This is a genomic window from Aliivibrio kagoshimensis (genome assembly GCF_050337105.1).
Lineage (GTDB): Bacteria > Pseudomonadota > Gammaproteobacteria > Enterobacterales > Vibrionaceae > Aliivibrio_A > Aliivibrio_A kagoshimensis.
Genome location: NZ_JAKJSQ010000038.1, coordinates 25,413 through 42,235 on the forward strand (window position 1 = coordinate 25,413; position 16,823 = coordinate 42,235).

At 46.0% G+C, this 16,823-nt stretch carries 15 protein-coding genes; 6 read left to right on the forward strand and 9 right to left on the reverse strand.

Annotated elements, in window-relative coordinates; genetic code table 11:
• Positions 1-3: 3 nt before the first annotated feature.
• Together L4C32_RS13025 and L4C32_RS13030 are read right to left on the reverse strand one after the other, a co-directional pair.
• A complete protein-coding gene (locus L4C32_RS13025; RefSeq protein ID WP_428197313.1) occupies positions 4-975 on the reverse strand; it encodes an electron transfer flavoprotein subunit alpha/FixB family protein in 972 nt (323 codons plus the stop codon).
• A 17-nt stretch (positions 976-992) separates the two neighbouring features.
• A complete protein-coding gene (locus L4C32_RS13030; protein ID WP_428197314.1) occupies positions 993-1,742 on the reverse strand; it encodes an electron transfer flavoprotein subunit beta/FixA family protein in 750 nt (249 codons plus the stop codon).
• 125 nt (positions 1,743-1,867) lie between these two features.
• On the opposite strand from L4C32_RS13030, the gene L4C32_RS13035 reads away from it, so the two are divergent.
• The gene (locus tag L4C32_RS13035) at positions 1,868-3,556 is read left to right on the forward strand and encodes an electron transfer flavoprotein-ubiquinone oxidoreductase (protein ID WP_428197315.1); all 1,689 of its coding nucleotides are present in this window, start codon (positions 1,868-1,870) and stop codon (positions 3,554-3,556) included.
• Between the two features lie 72 nt (positions 3,557-3,628).
• Here L4C32_RS13035 and L4C32_RS13040 read toward each other — a convergent pair whose 3' ends face one another.
• The 7 genes from L4C32_RS13040 to L4C32_RS13070 are packed head-to-tail and all read right to left on the reverse strand — an operon-like array spanning position 3,629 to position 11,190.
• Positions 3,629-4,387 carry an SDR family oxidoreductase gene (locus L4C32_RS13040; protein ID WP_428197316.1) on the reverse strand — a complete coding sequence of 253 codons (759 nt, stop codon included), beginning with the start codon at positions 4,385-4,387 and terminating at the stop codon, positions 3,629-3,631.
• 19 nt (positions 4,388-4,406) lie between these two features.
• A complete protein-coding gene (gene mmsB / locus L4C32_RS13045; protein WP_428197317.1) occupies positions 4,407-5,312 on the reverse strand; it encodes a 3-hydroxyisobutyrate dehydrogenase in 906 nt (301 codons plus the stop codon).
• A gap of 26 nt (positions 5,313-5,338) precedes the next feature.
• Positions 5,339-6,466, reverse strand: coding sequence for an enoyl-CoA hydratase/isomerase family protein (locus L4C32_RS13050; RefSeq protein WP_428197318.1), 1,128 nt, complete (start codon positions 6,464-6,466; stop codon positions 5,339-5,341).
• A 12-nt stretch (positions 6,467-6,478) separates the two neighbouring features.
• Positions 6,479-7,267, reverse strand: coding sequence for an enoyl-CoA hydratase (locus L4C32_RS13055; protein WP_428197319.1), 789 nt, complete (start codon positions 7,265-7,267; stop codon positions 6,479-6,481).
• Positions 7,268-7,296: 29 nt separating this feature from the next.
• The gene (locus tag L4C32_RS13060) at positions 7,297-8,448 is read right to left on the reverse strand and encodes an acyl-CoA dehydrogenase family protein (protein WP_428197320.1); all 1,152 of its coding nucleotides are present in this window, start codon (positions 8,446-8,448) and stop codon (positions 7,297-7,299) included.
• A 32-nt stretch (positions 8,449-8,480) separates the two neighbouring features.
• On the reverse strand, positions 8,481-9,974 hold the full coding sequence (locus tag L4C32_RS13065) for a CoA-acylating methylmalonate-semialdehyde dehydrogenase (RefSeq protein WP_428197321.1): 1,494 nt from the start codon (positions 9,972-9,974) through the stop codon (positions 8,481-8,483).
• Positions 9,967-11,190 (reverse strand): acetyl-CoA C-acyltransferase, encoded by a 1,224-nt coding sequence (locus tag L4C32_RS13070; protein WP_428197322.1) that lies wholly within the window; start codon positions 11,188-11,190, stop codon positions 9,967-9,969. Before L4C32_RS13070 ends, L4C32_RS13065 begins: the two co-directional genes overlap by 8 nt.
• Positions 11,191-11,394: 204 nt before the next feature.
• Here L4C32_RS13070 and L4C32_RS13075 point away from each other — a divergent pair, with 204 nt between their 5' ends.
• The 5 genes from L4C32_RS13075 to L4C32_RS13095 are packed head-to-tail and all read left to right on the forward strand — an operon-like array spanning position 11,395 to position 16,319.
• The gene (locus tag L4C32_RS13075; RefSeq protein WP_428197323.1) at positions 11,395-11,760 is read left to right on the forward strand and encodes a MerR family transcriptional regulator; all 366 of its coding nucleotides are present in this window, start codon (positions 11,395-11,397) and stop codon (positions 11,758-11,760) included.
• Between the two features lie 10 nt (positions 11,761-11,770).
• The gene (locus L4C32_RS13080) at positions 11,771-12,940 is read left to right on the forward strand and encodes an isovaleryl-CoA dehydrogenase (RefSeq protein ID WP_428197324.1); all 1,170 of its coding nucleotides are present in this window, start codon (positions 11,771-11,773) and stop codon (positions 12,938-12,940) included.
• A gap of 26 nt (positions 12,941-12,966) precedes the next feature.
• A complete protein-coding gene (locus tag L4C32_RS13085) occupies positions 12,967-14,571 on the forward strand; it encodes a carboxyl transferase domain-containing protein (protein ID WP_428197325.1) in 1,605 nt (534 codons plus the stop codon).
• 12 nt (positions 14,572-14,583) lie between these two features.
• Positions 14,584-15,420 (forward strand): enoyl-CoA hydratase-related protein, encoded by an 837-nt coding sequence (locus L4C32_RS13090; protein ID WP_428197326.1) that lies wholly within the window; start codon positions 14,584-14,586, stop codon positions 15,418-15,420.
• Positions 15,420-16,319, forward strand: a complete 900-nt coding sequence (locus tag L4C32_RS13095) for a hydroxymethylglutaryl-CoA lyase (protein WP_428197327.1) — start codon at positions 15,420-15,422, stop codon at positions 16,317-16,319. The genes L4C32_RS13090 and L4C32_RS13095 overlap by 1 nt, the downstream gene beginning before the upstream one ends.
• Positions 16,320-16,823 lie beyond the last annotated feature (504 nt).

Below are 16,823 nucleotides of genomic sequence, written 5' to 3' on the forward strand. Positions count from 1 at the left end.
GTGTTACACCTTGTTGATCAGTTCAGGCATGATCTCAAACAGATCTCCGACTAAACCATAATCTGCAATTTGAAAGATTGGCGCTTCAGCATCACTGTTAATCGCCACAATCACTTTAGACTCTTTCATACCTGCTAAGTGTTGAATAGCCCCTGAGATACCGACGGCAATGTAGAGATCAGGAGCTACAATTTTACCTGTCTGTCCCACTTGCAGATCATTGGAAACAAAGCCCGCATCGACAGCTGCTCGAGATGCACCAATAGCACCGCCTAGTTTATCGGCTAACTGTTCAATCAGAACAAAACTCTCTTTGTTGCCCAGCCCTCTGCCACCAGACACCACCACATTTGCAGCCGGTAAATCAGGGCGTATCGTTTTTACCTTCTGTTGCGACAGAAATTCCGAATTTCGTGATGTTTTATCGTTCTTTATCTGTTTTATTGAAGCAAAAACTTGCGAACCAAGTTCAATCGCATCAAACGCCGAACTTCGTATGGTGACAACTTTTATCTCATCACGGCTTTTAACACGAGCCAGAGCATTGCCAGCATAGATAGGTCTAACCACCACATCAGGGGCTTCAATAGCAATAACATCCGACAGTTGCCCTACATCCAATAATGCGGCTACTCGCGGCATGATGTTTTTTCCAAAGGTGGTCGCAGAGGCCAAAATGTGTGAATAAGCGCCCTCTTTAGTCACTTGAACAATAAGCTCGCTAACGCTCTCAGCCAATAGATGTTGATAGCACGGTGCATCCACGACTATCACCTCCTCTACTCTCTCTACAGTGGCAAGCTGCTCGGCCACGGCACGACACTCGAAACCGATAACGAGCACGGTAAAGCAAGTTTTGTCTGCCGCCTGTTCATGCATACTTTTCGCTGCCGTTAACGCACGAAGGGTCTCCACTGACACACGTTGATTATCATGCTCTGCTATCACAAGCGTTGCTAACTTTTTGTCACTCATTAGGTCGCTCCTATGGGTTAAATCACTTTGGCTTCATGTTTAAGTTTATCAACCAACTCAGACACACTACTGACCATTATTCCTGAGGATCGAACTGGCGGTGACATCACCTCAAGGATCTCATGACTACTATTCAAACTTATTCCTAGCTCATCCAATGTCATCACATCCAAAGGTTTTCTTTTCGCTTTCATAATATTCGGTAGAGAGGCATAGCGGGGTTCATTTAAGCGTAAGTCTGTACTGATAATGGCTGGCATTACTAACTTTACCGTTTCAAGGCCGCCATCAATCTCTCGTGTTACCACTACACTCTCGCCTTCAATAGTAATATCTGAAGCAAAAGTGCCTTGAGGGGAGTCCGTTATCGCGGCAAGCATTTGGGCAACTTGGTTATTATCAGTATCAATTGACTGCTTACCCAGCAAAACAAGAGAAGGTGCAACTTGTTTCATTATTTTCTTAACTATTTTCGCCACCGCTAATGGTTCAGGAGACTGCGCAGCCGTTACGTGAATCGCTCGGTCGGCTCCTAGTGCTAAGGCCGTTCTCAGCTGTTCCTTACAGAGATTATCTCCGATAGAGAGCACCACGACCTCCTCAGCGATGCCTGCCTCTTTTAACTGTACGGCTTGCTCAACCGCTATTTCACAAAAGGGATTCATGGTCATCTTGACGTTAGCGGTTTCTACCCCACTACCATCGCTTTTCACCCTCACTTTGGCATAAGGGTCAATCACGCGTTTGATCGCTACTAATACTTTCACAATGCCTTCCTTTTTCAAGTAAATGCCGCTCGTGCAAGCCTTAACTTGAGCTTAGTAAAGTTTACGTTTACGTCAACTGGACTATATTTAATGTTATGTCAGTTATCTAAAAGCAGGATTACATAATGACAAGAGAGTGCATGGAATTTGATGTTGTTATTGTCGGTGCAGGTCCTGCTGGACTGTCTGCAGCCTGTCGATTGGCACAACTGAATCAACTCAATGATCACAAAGACATCTCCATCTGCGTTGTTGAGAAAGGAGCGGAAGTAGGCGCCCATATTCTCTCAGGAGCCCTGTTTGAAACCCGTGCACTCGATGAGCTGTTCCCCGACTGGAAAAACAGAGAGGCCCCATTAACAACCCCTGTCAGTGATGACCATTTTGTCTACCTCACTAGCAATAACAGTCATCTAACCATCCCTCATTTTTTAACCCCAACTCCGATGCTTAACTCATCAAGTAACTACATCATTAGCTTGGCCAATTTATGCCGTTGGTTAGCAAAGCAAGCCGAAGCCTTAGGAGTAGATATATTCCCAGGCTTTGCCGCTACCACCATTAATTATGACCAAGATAATTGTGTCACTGGAATTAACACATCCGATATGGGCTTGAATAGACAAGGTGAACAGAAATCCACCTTCGAAGCAGGTATCGAACTAAAAGGGAAGTACACTATTTTTGCCGAAGGGGCACGTGGTCACCTTGGTAACGAGTTGATTAATCACTACCAGTTAAACCATGGGAAGCAGCCCCAACACTACGCTCTGGGCATTAAAGAGATTTGGCAGATTGATGAAAACTGTAGGCAAAACTGTAGGGACAGACACTCTAATGCTGGACAGGTTCTCCACTCAGTTGGTTGGCCACTCAGTGAATCAAGCAGCATCGGAGGCGGCTTTCTATACCACCTAGAGGGGAATCAAATTGCTGTCGGGCTGATTATTGACCTCAATTATCACAACCCTTATCTCAGCCCATTCGATGAGTTTCAACGCCTCAAACACCACCCCACATTCTGTAAACACTTAAAGAATGCACAGCGAATCGCGTATGGAGCCCGTGCCATTGCAAAGGGGGGGATTTTTTCTCTACCCAACCAGCAATTTTCAGGAGGCCTGTTGATCGGGTGTGATGCAGGGACGCTGAATGTTGCGAAAATCAAAGGCAGCCACACGGCCATGAAATCAGGAATGATCGCGGCAGAAGCTATCATGGAGCAACTGAGTGCTTCAAATCCGCAACAAGAGGCTGACTACCAATCACACTTTGAAACTTCTTGGCTTTTTCAAGAGTTGCAGCAATCAAAAAATATGGGGGGATTATTGCACAAATACGGCACTTTATTAGGTGGTGCACTTTCAGTGTTTGAACACAACCTTTGGACTCGGCTATTCAAGCGTCAACTTCCTTGGTCTTTTTACGATAAGCGTGCTGATCATCTCTGTTTACAGCCAATTTCCGACTCTTATCCCATCCACTATCCAAAACCTGATGGAGTGCTGAGTTTCGACAAACCATCTTCTGTGTATCTCTCTGCCACTCAACATGAAGAGGACCAACCCTGCCACCTGCAACTGGATGATTTAGCAATCCCAGTACAAACCCATTTAGATCGATACGATGAACCAAGTCAGCGTTACTGTCCGGCTGGCGTGTATGAGATCGTGACCATTGATAACAGACCCGCTCTGCAAATCAATGCAGCAAACTGCCTACACTGTAAAACTTGCGACATTAAAGACCCTTCACAAAACATCACTTGGGTACCTCCAGAAGGTGGCGGAGGGCCTGGGTATCAAAATATGTAGCGTCAATATCAAAAACTGGACTCTCAAAATCATCTCAGAGCCCAGCATATTAAACTTACTAAATGTGAGTCGTTACATCCTCAGGCCACCATCTACTTCTAAAACGCGTCCGGTAACATAATCATTCTCAAAGATGTATTTTACGGTGTGGGCGATTTCACTGCTTTGTCCCATTCTTCCAATAGGCACCATGCCCTCTAATCGAGTTATGGCTTCTGGTTTCAACTGTTCAGCCATGGCCGTTTTTACAATACCTGGAGCAATGGCTGCTGCGCGAATCCCGTAACGGGCTAGCTCTTTGGCCCAGCAAGTCGCCATGGTAGCAACAGCGGCTTTGGAGGCCGCGTAGTTGGTTTGACCAATATTACCAGCGCGCGCCACACTCGATATATTGATGATTACGCCTTTACGATTACCTTCAATCATCTTGACTGCGGCTTCTCGCCCACATAAAAACGTGCCCGCCACATTCACATCAATGACCGAGTTGAACTGCTGAAGGGACATCTTGCTCACGTTGCCATCTTTGACTTTCACCAGCAGTCCATCTCGTAATATTCCCGCATTATTGATCAAACCATCAAGCTTTCCGAAGTCATCAATAATGTCTGTAAATACCTGCTCTACCTCCTCCTCATTAGTAACGTCTACTTTGTAAATGAGCGCCTTAGTACTTAACATATGACACTGCTCTTGCGTACTACGCAGGGCGTGTTCATTCACATCGATCAAAGCAAGTTCAGCACCAGACTGGGCAAGCGTTATTGCCATCATCTGCCCTAAACCTTGCCCTGCACCCGTTATCACAATCACACTGTCTTTAAGTTCCATATCGCAGCCCTACCTAATCCTACTTTGAATTTCGTTTGTAAAATTCGAATAAGCTAGAAAAATCGAGTTCCCCATTTCCGTCTGCATTATGGAAAGCGTACAAGTTTCTAGCCAAAGAGCCCATTGGGGTCGAAGAGTGGCTCTGTACCGCAGTATCCTGGCTCAAACCAAGATCTTTGAGCATCAGTTTACTCATGAAACCTGGTTGGTAATCGTTACTTGCTGGTGCAGTTTCCATTACGCCAGGACACGGATTATAAAGCTCTAATGCCCAGTTACGGCCTGAACTTTGCAACATAATATCTGACAGTACTTTCGGGTCTAAGCCATTATCAACTCCGAGGTTAATCGCTTCACAGGTGCCTGACATTAGAATCCCCAACAGCATGTTGTTACATATTTTAGCAACTTGACCATCGCCGGCCTGTCCCGCGTGAAAGATGCTGTTTCCAATATGTTGTAAAATCGCTTGAGCTTTTTTATAAGCCACATCTGTGCCACCAACAATGAAGGTCAACGAACCCGCCTTAGCCCCATTAACGCCACCAGAAACAGGCGCATCGACAAAATGTAACCCTTTATTGGTCGCTTCGTTGGCAACCAAGCGTGCAGACTCAGGATCAATGGTTGAAGAGTCAATCAATAAAGTGTTTTTCTCCACTAGATTGATCAACCCGACACCCCCATGATGATCGCCCAGATAAACAGAGCGAACGCTCAGTCCAGTTGGTAGCATGGTAATTACGGTATCTACCCCTTTTACCACATCCTCTAAGGTTGGAGCGACAACGGCACCTAAAGGGACCAACCTATCTGTTGTTGCTCGATTCAAATCATAAACTTGCACTTCGTAGCCTTCTGAAAGCAAGTTTTCTGCCATAGGGCCACCCATGTTACCTAGTCCAATAAAAGCAATGGTATTCATAAATATCTCCTTAATTTAAATTCGGATTACTTTCCTAGTTGGGCCAAAGGGTGCTGCTCATCTGGCCATAATGAGGTAAACAGATCGTCAATCACCTGCTCATCAACCCCATTGATTGTTTTGAATAACCACGCAGGCTCTCCTGTTTTATCGATGAGCCTTGCACGTACTCCCTCTTGAAACTCTCCCAAGCTGCAACACTTCGCAGACAAATTGAGTTCCAACCTAAAACAGTCCGCAAGTTCGTGAGATTGATATTGCGTCACTTGACGAAAACAGATGTGTGCAGAGATCGGACTTCCTTCTGCTAGCGTCTTTTTCGCACGTTCTATCCAGAGTCCCATCCCTTCAATTGCCAAGATGTTTTTACAGATGGAATTTAGGTCGCTGCTGTTACATGCCGCTTGGATTTGCACAAAATAGGGCACAATTTGGCTCGGCGGTAACGGCCCGGATCGTTGCTGTTCTAGGTCATCTAATAACTCAGTAACAGCAACAAACTTATCGTTGACCGTGTGCCAAAGGCAGCCTGTTAGATGCTCTATCAGTGCCTGTTTTTGCTCAACCATTAAGAAGTGATCAGCAAGATCAAGGTGAACGGCATCACTGGCATTGATCGAGGCACCCGTTAATCCTAAAAATAGACCAATGCCGGGAGCTAACTGATTGAGAAACCAAGTACCTCCCACATCTGGATAGAGGCCAATACTAATTTCAGGCATGGCTAATCGAGATGTCGGGGTGACTATTCGATGGCTAGTTCCTATGTACAAACCAATTCCGCCCCCCATCACGATGCCATCTCCCCAAGCAATAATTGGTTTGCTGTAGGTATGTATCAGATAGTCACACTGATACTCTAGCGCGAAGTAATCCGTACAAAAACGCTGGGATTCATCAGCCGTACCATCGTTCATGGCGTGATACATCGCTCGTACATCCCCCCCCGCACAAAACGCCTTTTCACCCGCCCCCTCAAGCAGCACAGTGACAATGTGATCGTCTTTCTGCCACATCAGCAACTGGTCATTCAATTGCTGCAGCATGTCAAATGTCAGCGCGTTTAATGAGGTTGTGTTATCTAACGTCGCCACCCCAATTTTATGTTCATTGTTCGTACACACCAACTCTTCAAAAACCATTTTTCCCGTCATACTTCCTCCCTGTTATTGATTTTTCCAATTGGCTTTACGTTTTTCAAGAAAGGCTTGTACTCCTTCACTCTGATCATCGGTATCAAATAGTTGTACAAACATTTCCCTCTCTTTAATTAACCCCTGTTTAAGAGGCTCTGACCGACCATTTTGAATAAGTTGCTTACACACTGCTACCGACGTTGGCGATTGCTCAGCCACCGATTTTGCCAGTTCAAGAGCACTCTCTAATGCTTTACCTTGCGCCACCACCTCTTCAACAAGACGAATAGTCAGTGCCTTTTCTGCAGTAACACGTTCGCCACACAGAATGATTCGTTTGGCCCAACCCTCTCCGACTAATAGGGTCAAATTTTGCGTCCCACCCGCACAAGGCAACAATCCGACTTTGGCTTCAGGCAGCGCTAAAATGGCCTGTTGTTCAGCAATTCGAATATCACAAGCTAACGCCACTTCAAGCCCTCCCCCCATGGCATACCCGTTAATAGCGGCAATAGAGACGCCTCGAAATGCGCTTAACGCTTCAAACGATTGCGAAAAGCGTTGGGCCATATCAAAGGCTATGGTTTTATCCCCACTGGCAAACAAGTTCAAATCCGCGCCTGCAGAGAAAAACTTATCTCCTTGGCCTGTGATCACCAATGCATAGACATCTCGGTTTTGATTGAGCGTATCAATCAATTGTTGCAGTTGATTTAGACTACTCTGCGTCCATGTATTGGCTGGTGGGTTGTTCATGGTAATGACCGCAACATGCCCATCAATGGTTGATTGAATCGCACTCTGTTCTGATTGTGACATAGCAACCTCCTCTATTTGCTTCAATACCGCTACAATAATTGGGCGCCATCGGCCAACAATCGGCGGGCAATAATCACTCGCATAATCTCATTGGTACCCTCTAAGATCTGATGCACTCGCACATCTCTAAAATAACGTTCCATCGGATACTCTTTGATGTAACCATACCCACCGTATAACTGGAGTGCCTGGTTGCAGACGGCGAAACCAACATCAGTAGCAAACCGCTTAGCCATAGCGCAATAAGCACTCGCTTCCGGATCTTGTTGATCCAATTTTGCAGCGGCATAACGCACTAGCTGCCTCGCTGCCACCAGCTCTGTCACCATATCAGCTAGCTTAAATTGCAACCCTTGGAATTCACCAATAGGCTTCCCAAACTGTTTACGCTCTTGGACATACTGCATCGCTTTATTTAACGCTTGCTGTGCGGTACCCACCGAACAGGTAGCAATGTTGATCCGGCCACCATCAAGTCCTTTCATTGCCAGTTGAAAACCTTGCCCCTCTTCGCCTAATAAGTAGTGCTCAGGAATCGTGACATGATCAAACGTTATTGAGCGAGTCGGTTGACTGTTCCAGCCCATCTTCGGCTCTTTTCTTCCATAGCTAATACCCGGTAAATCCGCTGGGACCACAAACGCGGAAACGGAATTTGATTCACCTTCGATTTTGGCCATCACCACCAAAACCTCAGTTTCACCCGCACCTGAAATAAAGGATTTAGACCCATTAATAATGTATTGCCCCTCAACTTTATGTGCTGAGGTGGTCAAAGCTGCAGCATCTGAGCCTGCATTTGGTTCGGTCAAACAGTAAGAGCCTAACCACTCGCCAGTGAGTAGCTTTGGACAGAAGATCTCTTGAGCTTCAGAGGTAGCAAAAGTGGCAACCATCCACCCCACCATATTATGGATGGTCATGAAGGCGGTGGTTGAGGTACAGCCCATTGATAATTGTTCAAAAATAATAGAGGAATCTAAACGGCTCAACCCCAAGCCTCCTTGCGCCTCAGGGGTGTATAAACTGAGAAATCCAAGCTCTCCAGCCTGTTTTAACACCGCCTTGGGAAAGCACTGCGTCTCATCCCACTCTGCCGCCATGGGTGCTAACTGCTCTAACGCAAACTGATGAGCAGTTTCAGAAAAAGCACGTTGATCATCATTCAGTTCAAAATCCATACATCACCTCAAAGATCCCAAAAGAAAAGTGGTTACTTCAGTTGAATCGTCAGATTTGGTCCACTGGTTATCTCCTCATCAAACCAACGTGACGTCACTGTTTTCGTTTCAGTGTAAAATCGTACCGCCTGCTTACCATAGGCGTGTAGATCGCCATAGAAGCTGCCTCGCCACCCCGTAAACGAGAAGAATGGAAGAGGTACAGGGATCGGTACATTAATCCCCACTTGCCCCACTTCAATCTCATGCTGATATTTACGTGCAGCCGCGCCACTGGCGGTAAAGATTGAGGTTCCATTACCGTAAGGGTTACTATTTACCAGTTCGATCGCCTCTTCTAAACTATCAACTTCTATCCCCATCAATACAGGGCCAAATATCTCTTGTTGATAGATTGACATCTTGGTTGCGACTCCACTAAACAAGGTTGGACCCACCCAGTTACCATTCTCAAAGCCTTCAACGGTGCACTCACTCCCATCTAGCTCACACACAGCACCTTGATCTTTGCCCTCTTGGATTAAGGCCAATACACGTTGTTTCGCTTGTTGGCTGATAAGTGGACCGTAACCCGCCCTCTCATCATCCCAACACCCCGGCTTTATCTTCGACATTTCAGCCTTTAAGTCGCTCATCCACGCTTTGCTATTACCAACAAAAACCGCCACTGAAATGGCCATACAGCGCTGACCAGCCGCTCCAACCGAAGCGCCAACTAAATTGTTGATCACTTGATTTTTATTGGCATCAGGCATGATCACCATATGATTTTTTGCACCGGCAAAAGCTTGAGCACGTTTGAAGTGATGCGTTGCCGTTTGGTAGATGTACTTTGCAACTGGCACTGAGCCAACAAAAGAGATGGTTCGAATATCTGGATGGGTAAGCAGATAGTCCACCTGCTCTTTTTGGCCATGAACAATTTGCAACACTCCTTTAGGTGCCCCGGCTTGCTCAAACAGTTCAGCCAGACGTATAGAAGTGAGGGGAACCTGTTCAGAAGGTTTTAAAATAAAGGTATTACCGCTGGCAATCGCAATCGGAAACATCCACAGCGGAATCATGGCTGGAAAGTTAAATGGGGTAATTCCGCAGCACACGCCTAACGGTTGAATCATCGAGTAAGTATCGATATCTGTGGCAACGTTTTCGACCATCTCTCCCATCATATTACTGGCAATATTGGCCGCTTGCTCAACCACTTCAATCCCCCGCCACACATCGCCTTTAGCATCAGCCAAAATCTTCCCGGTTTCGAGAGAGAGCAACCTTGCCAACTCGTCATGGTGCTCTTTAAGTAGGTGTTGATATCTAAGCATCAACCTGGCTCGTTCAGGTAATGCTACGGTTTTCCAAGATTGAAAAGCTTGACTTGCACTCTTGATTGCATCCCTCATTTCAGACTCTGTTGTACAGGGCAGTTCTGCAATCACCTCATTGGTAGCAGGGTTAGTCACATCAATCCACTGTTGTGTCGTTGACTGACGAAACTCTCCATCAATATACAGGGGAACAAACCTAATCATCTCTCTCTCCTTTTGAGTAAACTGGAATCTCTATGCCTATTGCTGTCGCTTCTCCTCCTCCAATACACAAAGAAGCGATGCCACGTACCACCTTTTTATCGTCACCATGTATGGCTTGCAGCTGTTGCAAACTATGAATGAGTGTCACAAGAATACGAGCACCACTTGCGCCAATTGGGTGCCCAAGGGCGCACGCTCCTCCTTTGATATTAACGACGTCGCTATCCAGCCCTAACTGCTGTACGGCAATTTGGGTGACAACCGCAAAGGCTTCGTTGATTTCCCATAAGTCCACCTCCTCTATTGACCAATCGAGATCAGACAGCAGTTGCTCAATGGCATACACTGGGGCAAGGGTGAATTCTGAGGGCTTTCGTGCATGTGTGGTGTGCCCTTTTATAACTGCGAGCGGTAATAAACCCTGTTGACGTGCTGAAGTTTCATCCATCACCACCAACGCAGCAGCACCATCAGAAAGTGAACTGGAATTGGCAGCGGTGACGGATCCCTGTTTGGAAAATGCGGGGCGAAGTGCGGGGATTTTATCTAATCTGATCGTTCTAGGAGGCTCATCATAATCGACTATGTCACCACTTTCACTTAGTTGAATAGGTGCAATTTCATCGACAAATAGCCCCTGCTGCTGAGCATCCATTGCGCGCTTAGCCGATTGGGTTGCCCACTGATCCATCTGCTCTCGAGAAATGTTAAGTTTATCGGCAATCTGCTGAGCATAAACGCCCATCAACTCGCCATCATAGGCATCTTGTAGCCCATCTAAAAATAGGTGATCGTAGGTCGTTTTATGACCGAGACGCATACCTCTACGTGACTCTTTCAGCAGATAGGGCGCATTAGTCATGCTTTCCATACCACCCGCCACAACACAATAAGTGGAACCTGATTGAATGAGATCATACGCCAACATCACCGACTTCATGCCCGAGCCACACACCTTGTTGATGGTGGTGCAGCCCACAGAGTAAGGCAGCGAAGCTGCGAGCGCCGCTTGACGTGCAGGGGCTTGTCCACAGCCTGCTGGCAGCACACAGCCCATTAATACTTCGTCGATACACTCGGGCGAAAGAGGAAGCGCATCAACCGCCGCTTGTATCGCAATTTGTCCTAGTTGTGGCGCAGAGAAGTCACTTAGCATGCCTTGAAAGCTGCCTAGCGGGGTACGTTTTGCTGATACAATCCAAATGGTTTTATCCATGGCTCCATCCTCATTGACCACCAGAAATCACTCGCAAAATAACCCACATTCTAGCCTTAAGCTTAGCGTTAATTTTTGTACTGTGATTTCTTGACGTTTACGTAAGCATAGCACTAACATTTACGTTAACGTCAAGAAACAGGTTGATAACAAATAAAACCTTAATGTACCGAAGCTGATTTAACGGTTGGAGGGCATCATCAGGTGGAAACATTCAAAATAAGTGAGTTGGCCAAAGAATTCAATCTCACCACCAGAAGCATCCGATTTTACGAAGATATGGGTCTTATTCACCCTAATCGAGAAGGTAAAAATCGAGTCTATCATCGCCGTGATAAAGTGCGGCTGCAATTGATCCTACGAGGAAAACGTCTCGGCTTTTCGTTGGCTGAAATTCGTGAACTGTTTGCGTTATACGATACCAATCAAAGTGACACCCAACTCAATAAAATGCTCACGATGATTGATGACAAGCAGCAAACTCTTCAATGTCAACTTAACGACATTAATGCTTTGATGGATGAATTAAGTGCGGCCAAAGCGCGCTGCCTTCAAGCATTAAAGCGATAAAGGAGCCACTATGAACAGTGACTATAGCCCACTAAGTTTTGGTCATGATGACACGATCAATATGTTGCGCGAACAGGTAAACGGTTTTGCCGCAGAACACATTGCTCCTATTGCGGCTGAGATCGATAAAAGCAATCAATTTCCCACCCCTTTGTGGAAACAGCTTGGTGAGATGGGTCTTCTAGGCGTCACCGTCCCAGAGCAATACGGTGGTGCAGATATGGGGTATTTAGCCCACGTCATCGCAATGGAAGAGATCAGCCGAGCATCGGCCTCTGTCGCTCTGAGTTATGGTGCCCACTCCAACCTCTGCGTCAATCAAATTTTCCGTAATGGCAATCAGGCACAGCGTGATAAATATCTGCCTAAACTCATCGATGGCAGCCATGTAGGTGCCCTGGCAATGAGTGAACCTAACGCCGGTTCTGATGTGATCAGTATGCAATTAAAAGCTGAACGACATAGCGATCACTTTCTGCTCAATGGCACTAAGATGTGGATCACCAATGGCCCAGATGCACACACTCTGGTGGTATACGCAAAGAGCGACCCAAAGGCCAAATCACACGGTATTACCGCCTTTATCATTGAGCGAGACTTTGCAGGATTCAGCCATGCACAAAAGCTCGATAAATTAGGGATGCGAGGCTCAAACACCTGTGAATTGGTATTTAAAAACTGCCAAGTCCCTATTGAGAATGTCTTAGGCGAGGTGAATCATGGTGTCGAAATTTTAATGAGTGGACTCGATTACGAACGGGTGGTGTTGGCCGCGGGCCCATTGGGTATCATGCAGGCTTGTCTCGATCTGGTCATTCCTTACGTTCATGACCGAAAACAGTTTGGTCGATCCATTGGCGAGTTTCAGTTAGTGCAAGCTAAAGTGGCCGATATGTACACCCGAATGAATGCCGCTCGAGCTTATGTTTACGCCGTAGCTGCAGCCTGTGATCGAGGAGAAACAACACGAAAAGACTCTGCAGGCGTAATTTTATACAGCGCCGAACTGGCGACCCAACTTGCCCTAGACACCATCCAACTTTTGGGCGGCAACGGTTACATCAATGACTTTCCTGCAGGCCGACTCCTGCGTGATGCCAAACTTTATGAGATTGGTGCTGGTACATCAGAAATCCGACGAATGTTAATCGGCAGAGAGTTATTTGAAGAGTCTCGTTAAGTGTAGATCGACAAAAGGGATACCACATGGCCATTATTCAGAGCAAAGCCAAACCCGATGACCCTCAGTTTCACGCTAATGCAGAAGTAATGCAGGAACTGGTCAATAATCTCTCCCTCAACCTTGCTGTGATCAAACAAGGTGGAGGATCTGAGGCCCTAAAACGCCAACAACAAAAAGGGAAGTTTTCCGTGCGCGATCGCATTTCGGCACTTTTAGATGATGATGCTGATTTCTTAGAAATAGGTCAGTTTGCAGCGTGGCGAGTGTATGATGAACCGGTCTCTTGCGCTGGTGTTGTTGCCGGTATCGGGCAAGTCGAAGGCATTGAATGCATGATTGTGGCTAATGATCCCTCAGTGAAAGGCGGCACCTACTACCCCCTAACGGTAAAAAAACATCTGCGTGCACAAGAGATAGCTGAACGCTGTCACCTGCCCTGTATCTACCTCGTCGACTCTGGTGGTGCTAACCTTCCCCACCAAGCTGAAGTGTTTGCAGATAAAGAGCACTTTGGCCGCACTTTTTTCAATCAAGCACGCATGTCTGCCAAAGGGATCCCTCAAATCGCCGTCGTATTAGGTCTATGCACGGCGGGGGGCGCTTACGTGCCCGCGATGGCGGATATTTCAATTATTGTCAAAGAGCAAGGCACTATATTTCTGGCAGGCCCCCCATTAGTAAAAGCGGCAACTGGAGAGATTGTTACCGCTGAAGATCTCGGTGGTGCTGATGTCCACTGTAAAAAATCTGGGGTGGCGGACTACTATGCTGAAAATGAAACCCATGCACTGCAATTGGCACGACAGAGCATCTCCAGTGCCAACTTAACGCCATTGCCTCCACCACCAAAACCAGTGTCACCTCCTCGGTATAAAGCCGAACAGATCTACGGGATTGTTAACACCAATTTGCGCCTATTGTTTGATGCTCGCGAGATCATTGCTCGAGTGGTGGATGACTCAGACTTTGATGAGTTTAAAGCCCTCTATGGGCCCACTCTCATCTGCGGTTTTGCGCATTTGTACGGTCACCCCATCGGAATTGTAGCGAATAATGGCATCCTTTTTTCTGAGTCGTCACAAAAAGGGGCGCACTTTATTGAGCTCTGCGCCAAACGACACATCCCACTGCTTTTTTTGCAAAATATTACCGGTTTCATGGTCGGGAAAAAAGTCGAATCCGAAGGGATCGCTAAACATGGCGCTAAATTGGTTATGGCGGTGGCGTGTGCCGATGTACCCAAATTCACCGTGATTATTGGGGGGTCTTATGGAGCTGGAAATTATGGTATGTGTGGCAGAGCCTATGACCCAACCATGATCTGGATGTGGCCCAACGCCAGAATTTCCGTCATGGGGGGCGAGCAAGCCGCTGGGGTGTTAGCGCAAGTTCAACGTGATAAAAAAGAGCGCCAAGGTGAAGACTGGACAAGCGATCAAGAGCGTCAGTTTACGCAGCCGATTGTCGATTTATATGAGCGCCAAGGTCACCCCTATTACGCCAGTGCCCGGTTATGGGACGACGGTATTATCGATCCTAAACAGACCCGTGAAGTGGTTGCACATGCCTTGACCGCCTCATTACGTGCTCCAATTGCTGACAGTCAGTTTGGTATTTTTCGAATGTAAGGAGACAGTGTGATGCTGAAGAACACAGAGGATCAAAGTAGCGATATTTTATGTGATATCGATGTTAACGGTATCGCTATTCTCACCCTCAATAAAGTCAGTAAAAATAACGCCTTTGATGACGAAATGATTGATGGTTTGATTCACTACCTCGATACGCTGGCGGCTACCCCGACTCTGCGCTGTTTAGTGCTTAGTGCTAATGGCAAACATTTTTCAGCCGGAGCCGATCTGCACTGGATGAAATCAATGGCTGCAAAATCTCAGTTAGAGAATCGGCAAAGTGCTGAGCGACTTGCACGATTAATGTCGACATTAGATACCTTTCCGCGCCCAACAATTGCCGCTATTCAAGGAAGTGCATTTGGTGGAGCATTGGGCCTGATCTGCTGTTGTGATATTGCCATTGGACAAGACGATACCCAATTCTGTTTCAGTGAAGTGAAACTGGGGCTCATTCCTGCAACCATTGCCCCCTATGTGTGCCGTGCTATTGGTGTCCGTGCTGCAAGACGATATATGCTGACCGCGGAGCGTATCGATGCACACACGGCGCAACATATTGGGTTGTTACATCAGATCGTCAATAACGAGGTTGATACCAGCCTTGAAGTGCAGGTATCAAAAATAACCCACGCGCTTTTGGCCAATAGCCCCTCGGCATTAGTGCAAGCCAAAATACTCTGTAAACGGTGTGAAAACCAACCCATTGATAAAGAGCTGATCCGCTACACCAGTGAAATGATTGCCGATATTCGTGTCTCTAAACATGGACAGGAGGGGATTACCGCCTTTTTTGAGAAACGCGCACCCTCATGGATCTTAGAAGTGAAAGAAGGTGGTGAGTAATGACGCACAATTCAGCTCTTCCGTCGTCCGTCACCCTAGTTGAGATGAGCGCACGTGATGGGTTACAAAATGAAAAACTAGTGACGACAGAAACCAAAATTGACTTGGTAGATCAGCTATCAAAAACGGGACTATCACATATTGAAGTCGGATCGTTTGTTTCCCCTAAATGGGTGCCACAAATGGCCGACTCTGGGCGAGTTTTTAACGGTATTACTCGACAGCCCAATGTTATCTACTCGGCATTAACCCCAAACTTACACGGATTTGAACAAGCTATCGCCGCAGGAGCAAATCAGGTGGCGATTTTTACTTCTGCCTCTGAGTCGTTTTGCAAAAAAAACATCAACTGTTCAATTTTTGAAAGCTTGCAGCGATTTTTCCCTATTATCGAACAAGCAAAGAAGCATCACATTCCAGTCAGAGGTTATCTCTCATGTGTGGCTGACTGCCCGTATGAAGGGCCGATTTCCTCTCACCAAGTTGCCACCATCGCAAGCGAGTTATTTAATATAGGATGTTATGAAGTGTCCCTTGGAGACACAATTGGTACCGGTACCCCATTGCGCATTGCCACTATGTTAGAAGCAGTACAACAACAGGTACCAATTCATCATCTAGCCGTTCACTTTCACGATACTTGGGGCCAAGCCCTAGTGAACATCTACCAAGCGCTTACTATGGGGGTCTCTGTGATCGATAGTAGTGTTGCTGGGCTTGGGGGATGCCCTTATGCCATTGGCGCCGCAGGTAATGTTGCGACTGAAGATGTGGTGTATTTATGCCATGGGTTAGGCATAGAGACGGGTGTCGATCTGCCAATGCTATCTAAGGTTGGCAAGATGATCAGTCAAAAGCTGCAAAAACAGACCAGTTCAAAAGTATCCCTCGCCTTATAAACACCAATTAAAATCATTAATTCTACTATATAAAAACATTATCCTGGGATTTTTACACATAAATCAAAAATTGCACCAGTGATATTAAGCACGTATTAATTATACGTATTACATTGTTATTACATTCTTATGCGCAGAGCTTCAAAAATATATTTTTAATTTATCAATTGCAAACATATAAATAAAAATTACAGTTATCAACAAGGACCTAATTAATATTCAACCTTACGCACATGAACCTTTATTGCTAATAGTATTATTATATCTTCACTGTCGACTTACACTCCTTTAAATATCTACCATCAAATAATAATTTACATTTACTTAAAAAATCATTTCGCTATTTAAAGAAAATAACATAACAAATTTATGGAACGTGAATATTTTATACAATATATTTCACGAAGTTAATGTTGTACGTTGTTTATTAACCATGAAATCGCAAATAACCAGTCAGGTTATTTGCTCGCTTATGATAAATCCACATAAATTATAGTGAAAAGG

Excerpts from the sequence above, each read along its gene's own strand:
- L4C32_RS13070 (WP_428197322.1), bottom strand. The coding sequence starts at position 11,190 with ATGGATAAAACCATTTGGATTGTATCAGCAAAACGTACCCCGCTAGGC.
- L4C32_RS13055 (WP_428197319.1), bottom strand. The coding sequence starts at position 7,267 with ATGTCACAATCAGAACAGAGTGCGATTCAATCAACCATTGATGGGCAT.
- L4C32_RS13085 (WP_428197325.1), top strand. The coding sequence starts at position 12,967 with ATGGCCATTATTCAGAGCAAAGCCAAACCCGATGACCCTCAGTTTCAC.
- L4C32_RS13025 (WP_428197313.1), bottom strand. The coding sequence starts at position 975 with ATGAGTGACAAAAAGTTAGCAACGCTTGTGATAGCAGAGCATGATAAT.
- L4C32_RS13035 (WP_428197315.1), top strand. The coding sequence starts at position 1,868 with ATGACAAGAGAGTGCATGGAATTTGATGTTGTTATTGTCGGTGCAGGT.
- L4C32_RS13060 (WP_428197320.1), bottom strand. The coding sequence starts at position 8,448 with ATGGATTTTGAACTGAATGATGATCAACGTGCTTTTTCTGAAACTGCT.
- mmsB (WP_428197317.1), bottom strand. The coding sequence starts at position 5,312 with ATGAATACCATTGCTTTTATTGGACTAGGTAACATGGGTGGCCCTATG.
- L4C32_RS13090 (WP_428197326.1), top strand. The coding sequence starts at position 14,584 with ATGCTGAAGAACACAGAGGATCAAAGTAGCGATATTTTATGTGATATC.
- L4C32_RS13095 (WP_428197327.1), top strand. The coding sequence starts at position 15,420 with ATGACGCACAATTCAGCTCTTCCGTCGTCCGTCACCCTAGTTGAGATG.
- L4C32_RS13040 (WP_428197316.1), bottom strand. The coding sequence starts at position 4,387 with ATGGAACTTAAAGACAGTGTGATTGTGATAACGGGTGCAGGGCAAGGT.
- L4C32_RS13050 (WP_428197318.1), bottom strand. The coding sequence starts at position 6,466 with ATGACGGGAAAAATGGTTTTTGAAGAGTTGGTGTGTACGAACAATGAA.
- L4C32_RS13065 (WP_428197321.1), bottom strand. The coding sequence starts at position 9,974 with ATGATTAGGTTTGTTCCCCTGTATATTGATGGAGAGTTTCGTCAGTCA.
- L4C32_RS13080 (WP_428197324.1), top strand. The coding sequence starts at position 11,771 with ATGAACAGTGACTATAGCCCACTAAGTTTTGGTCATGATGACACGATC.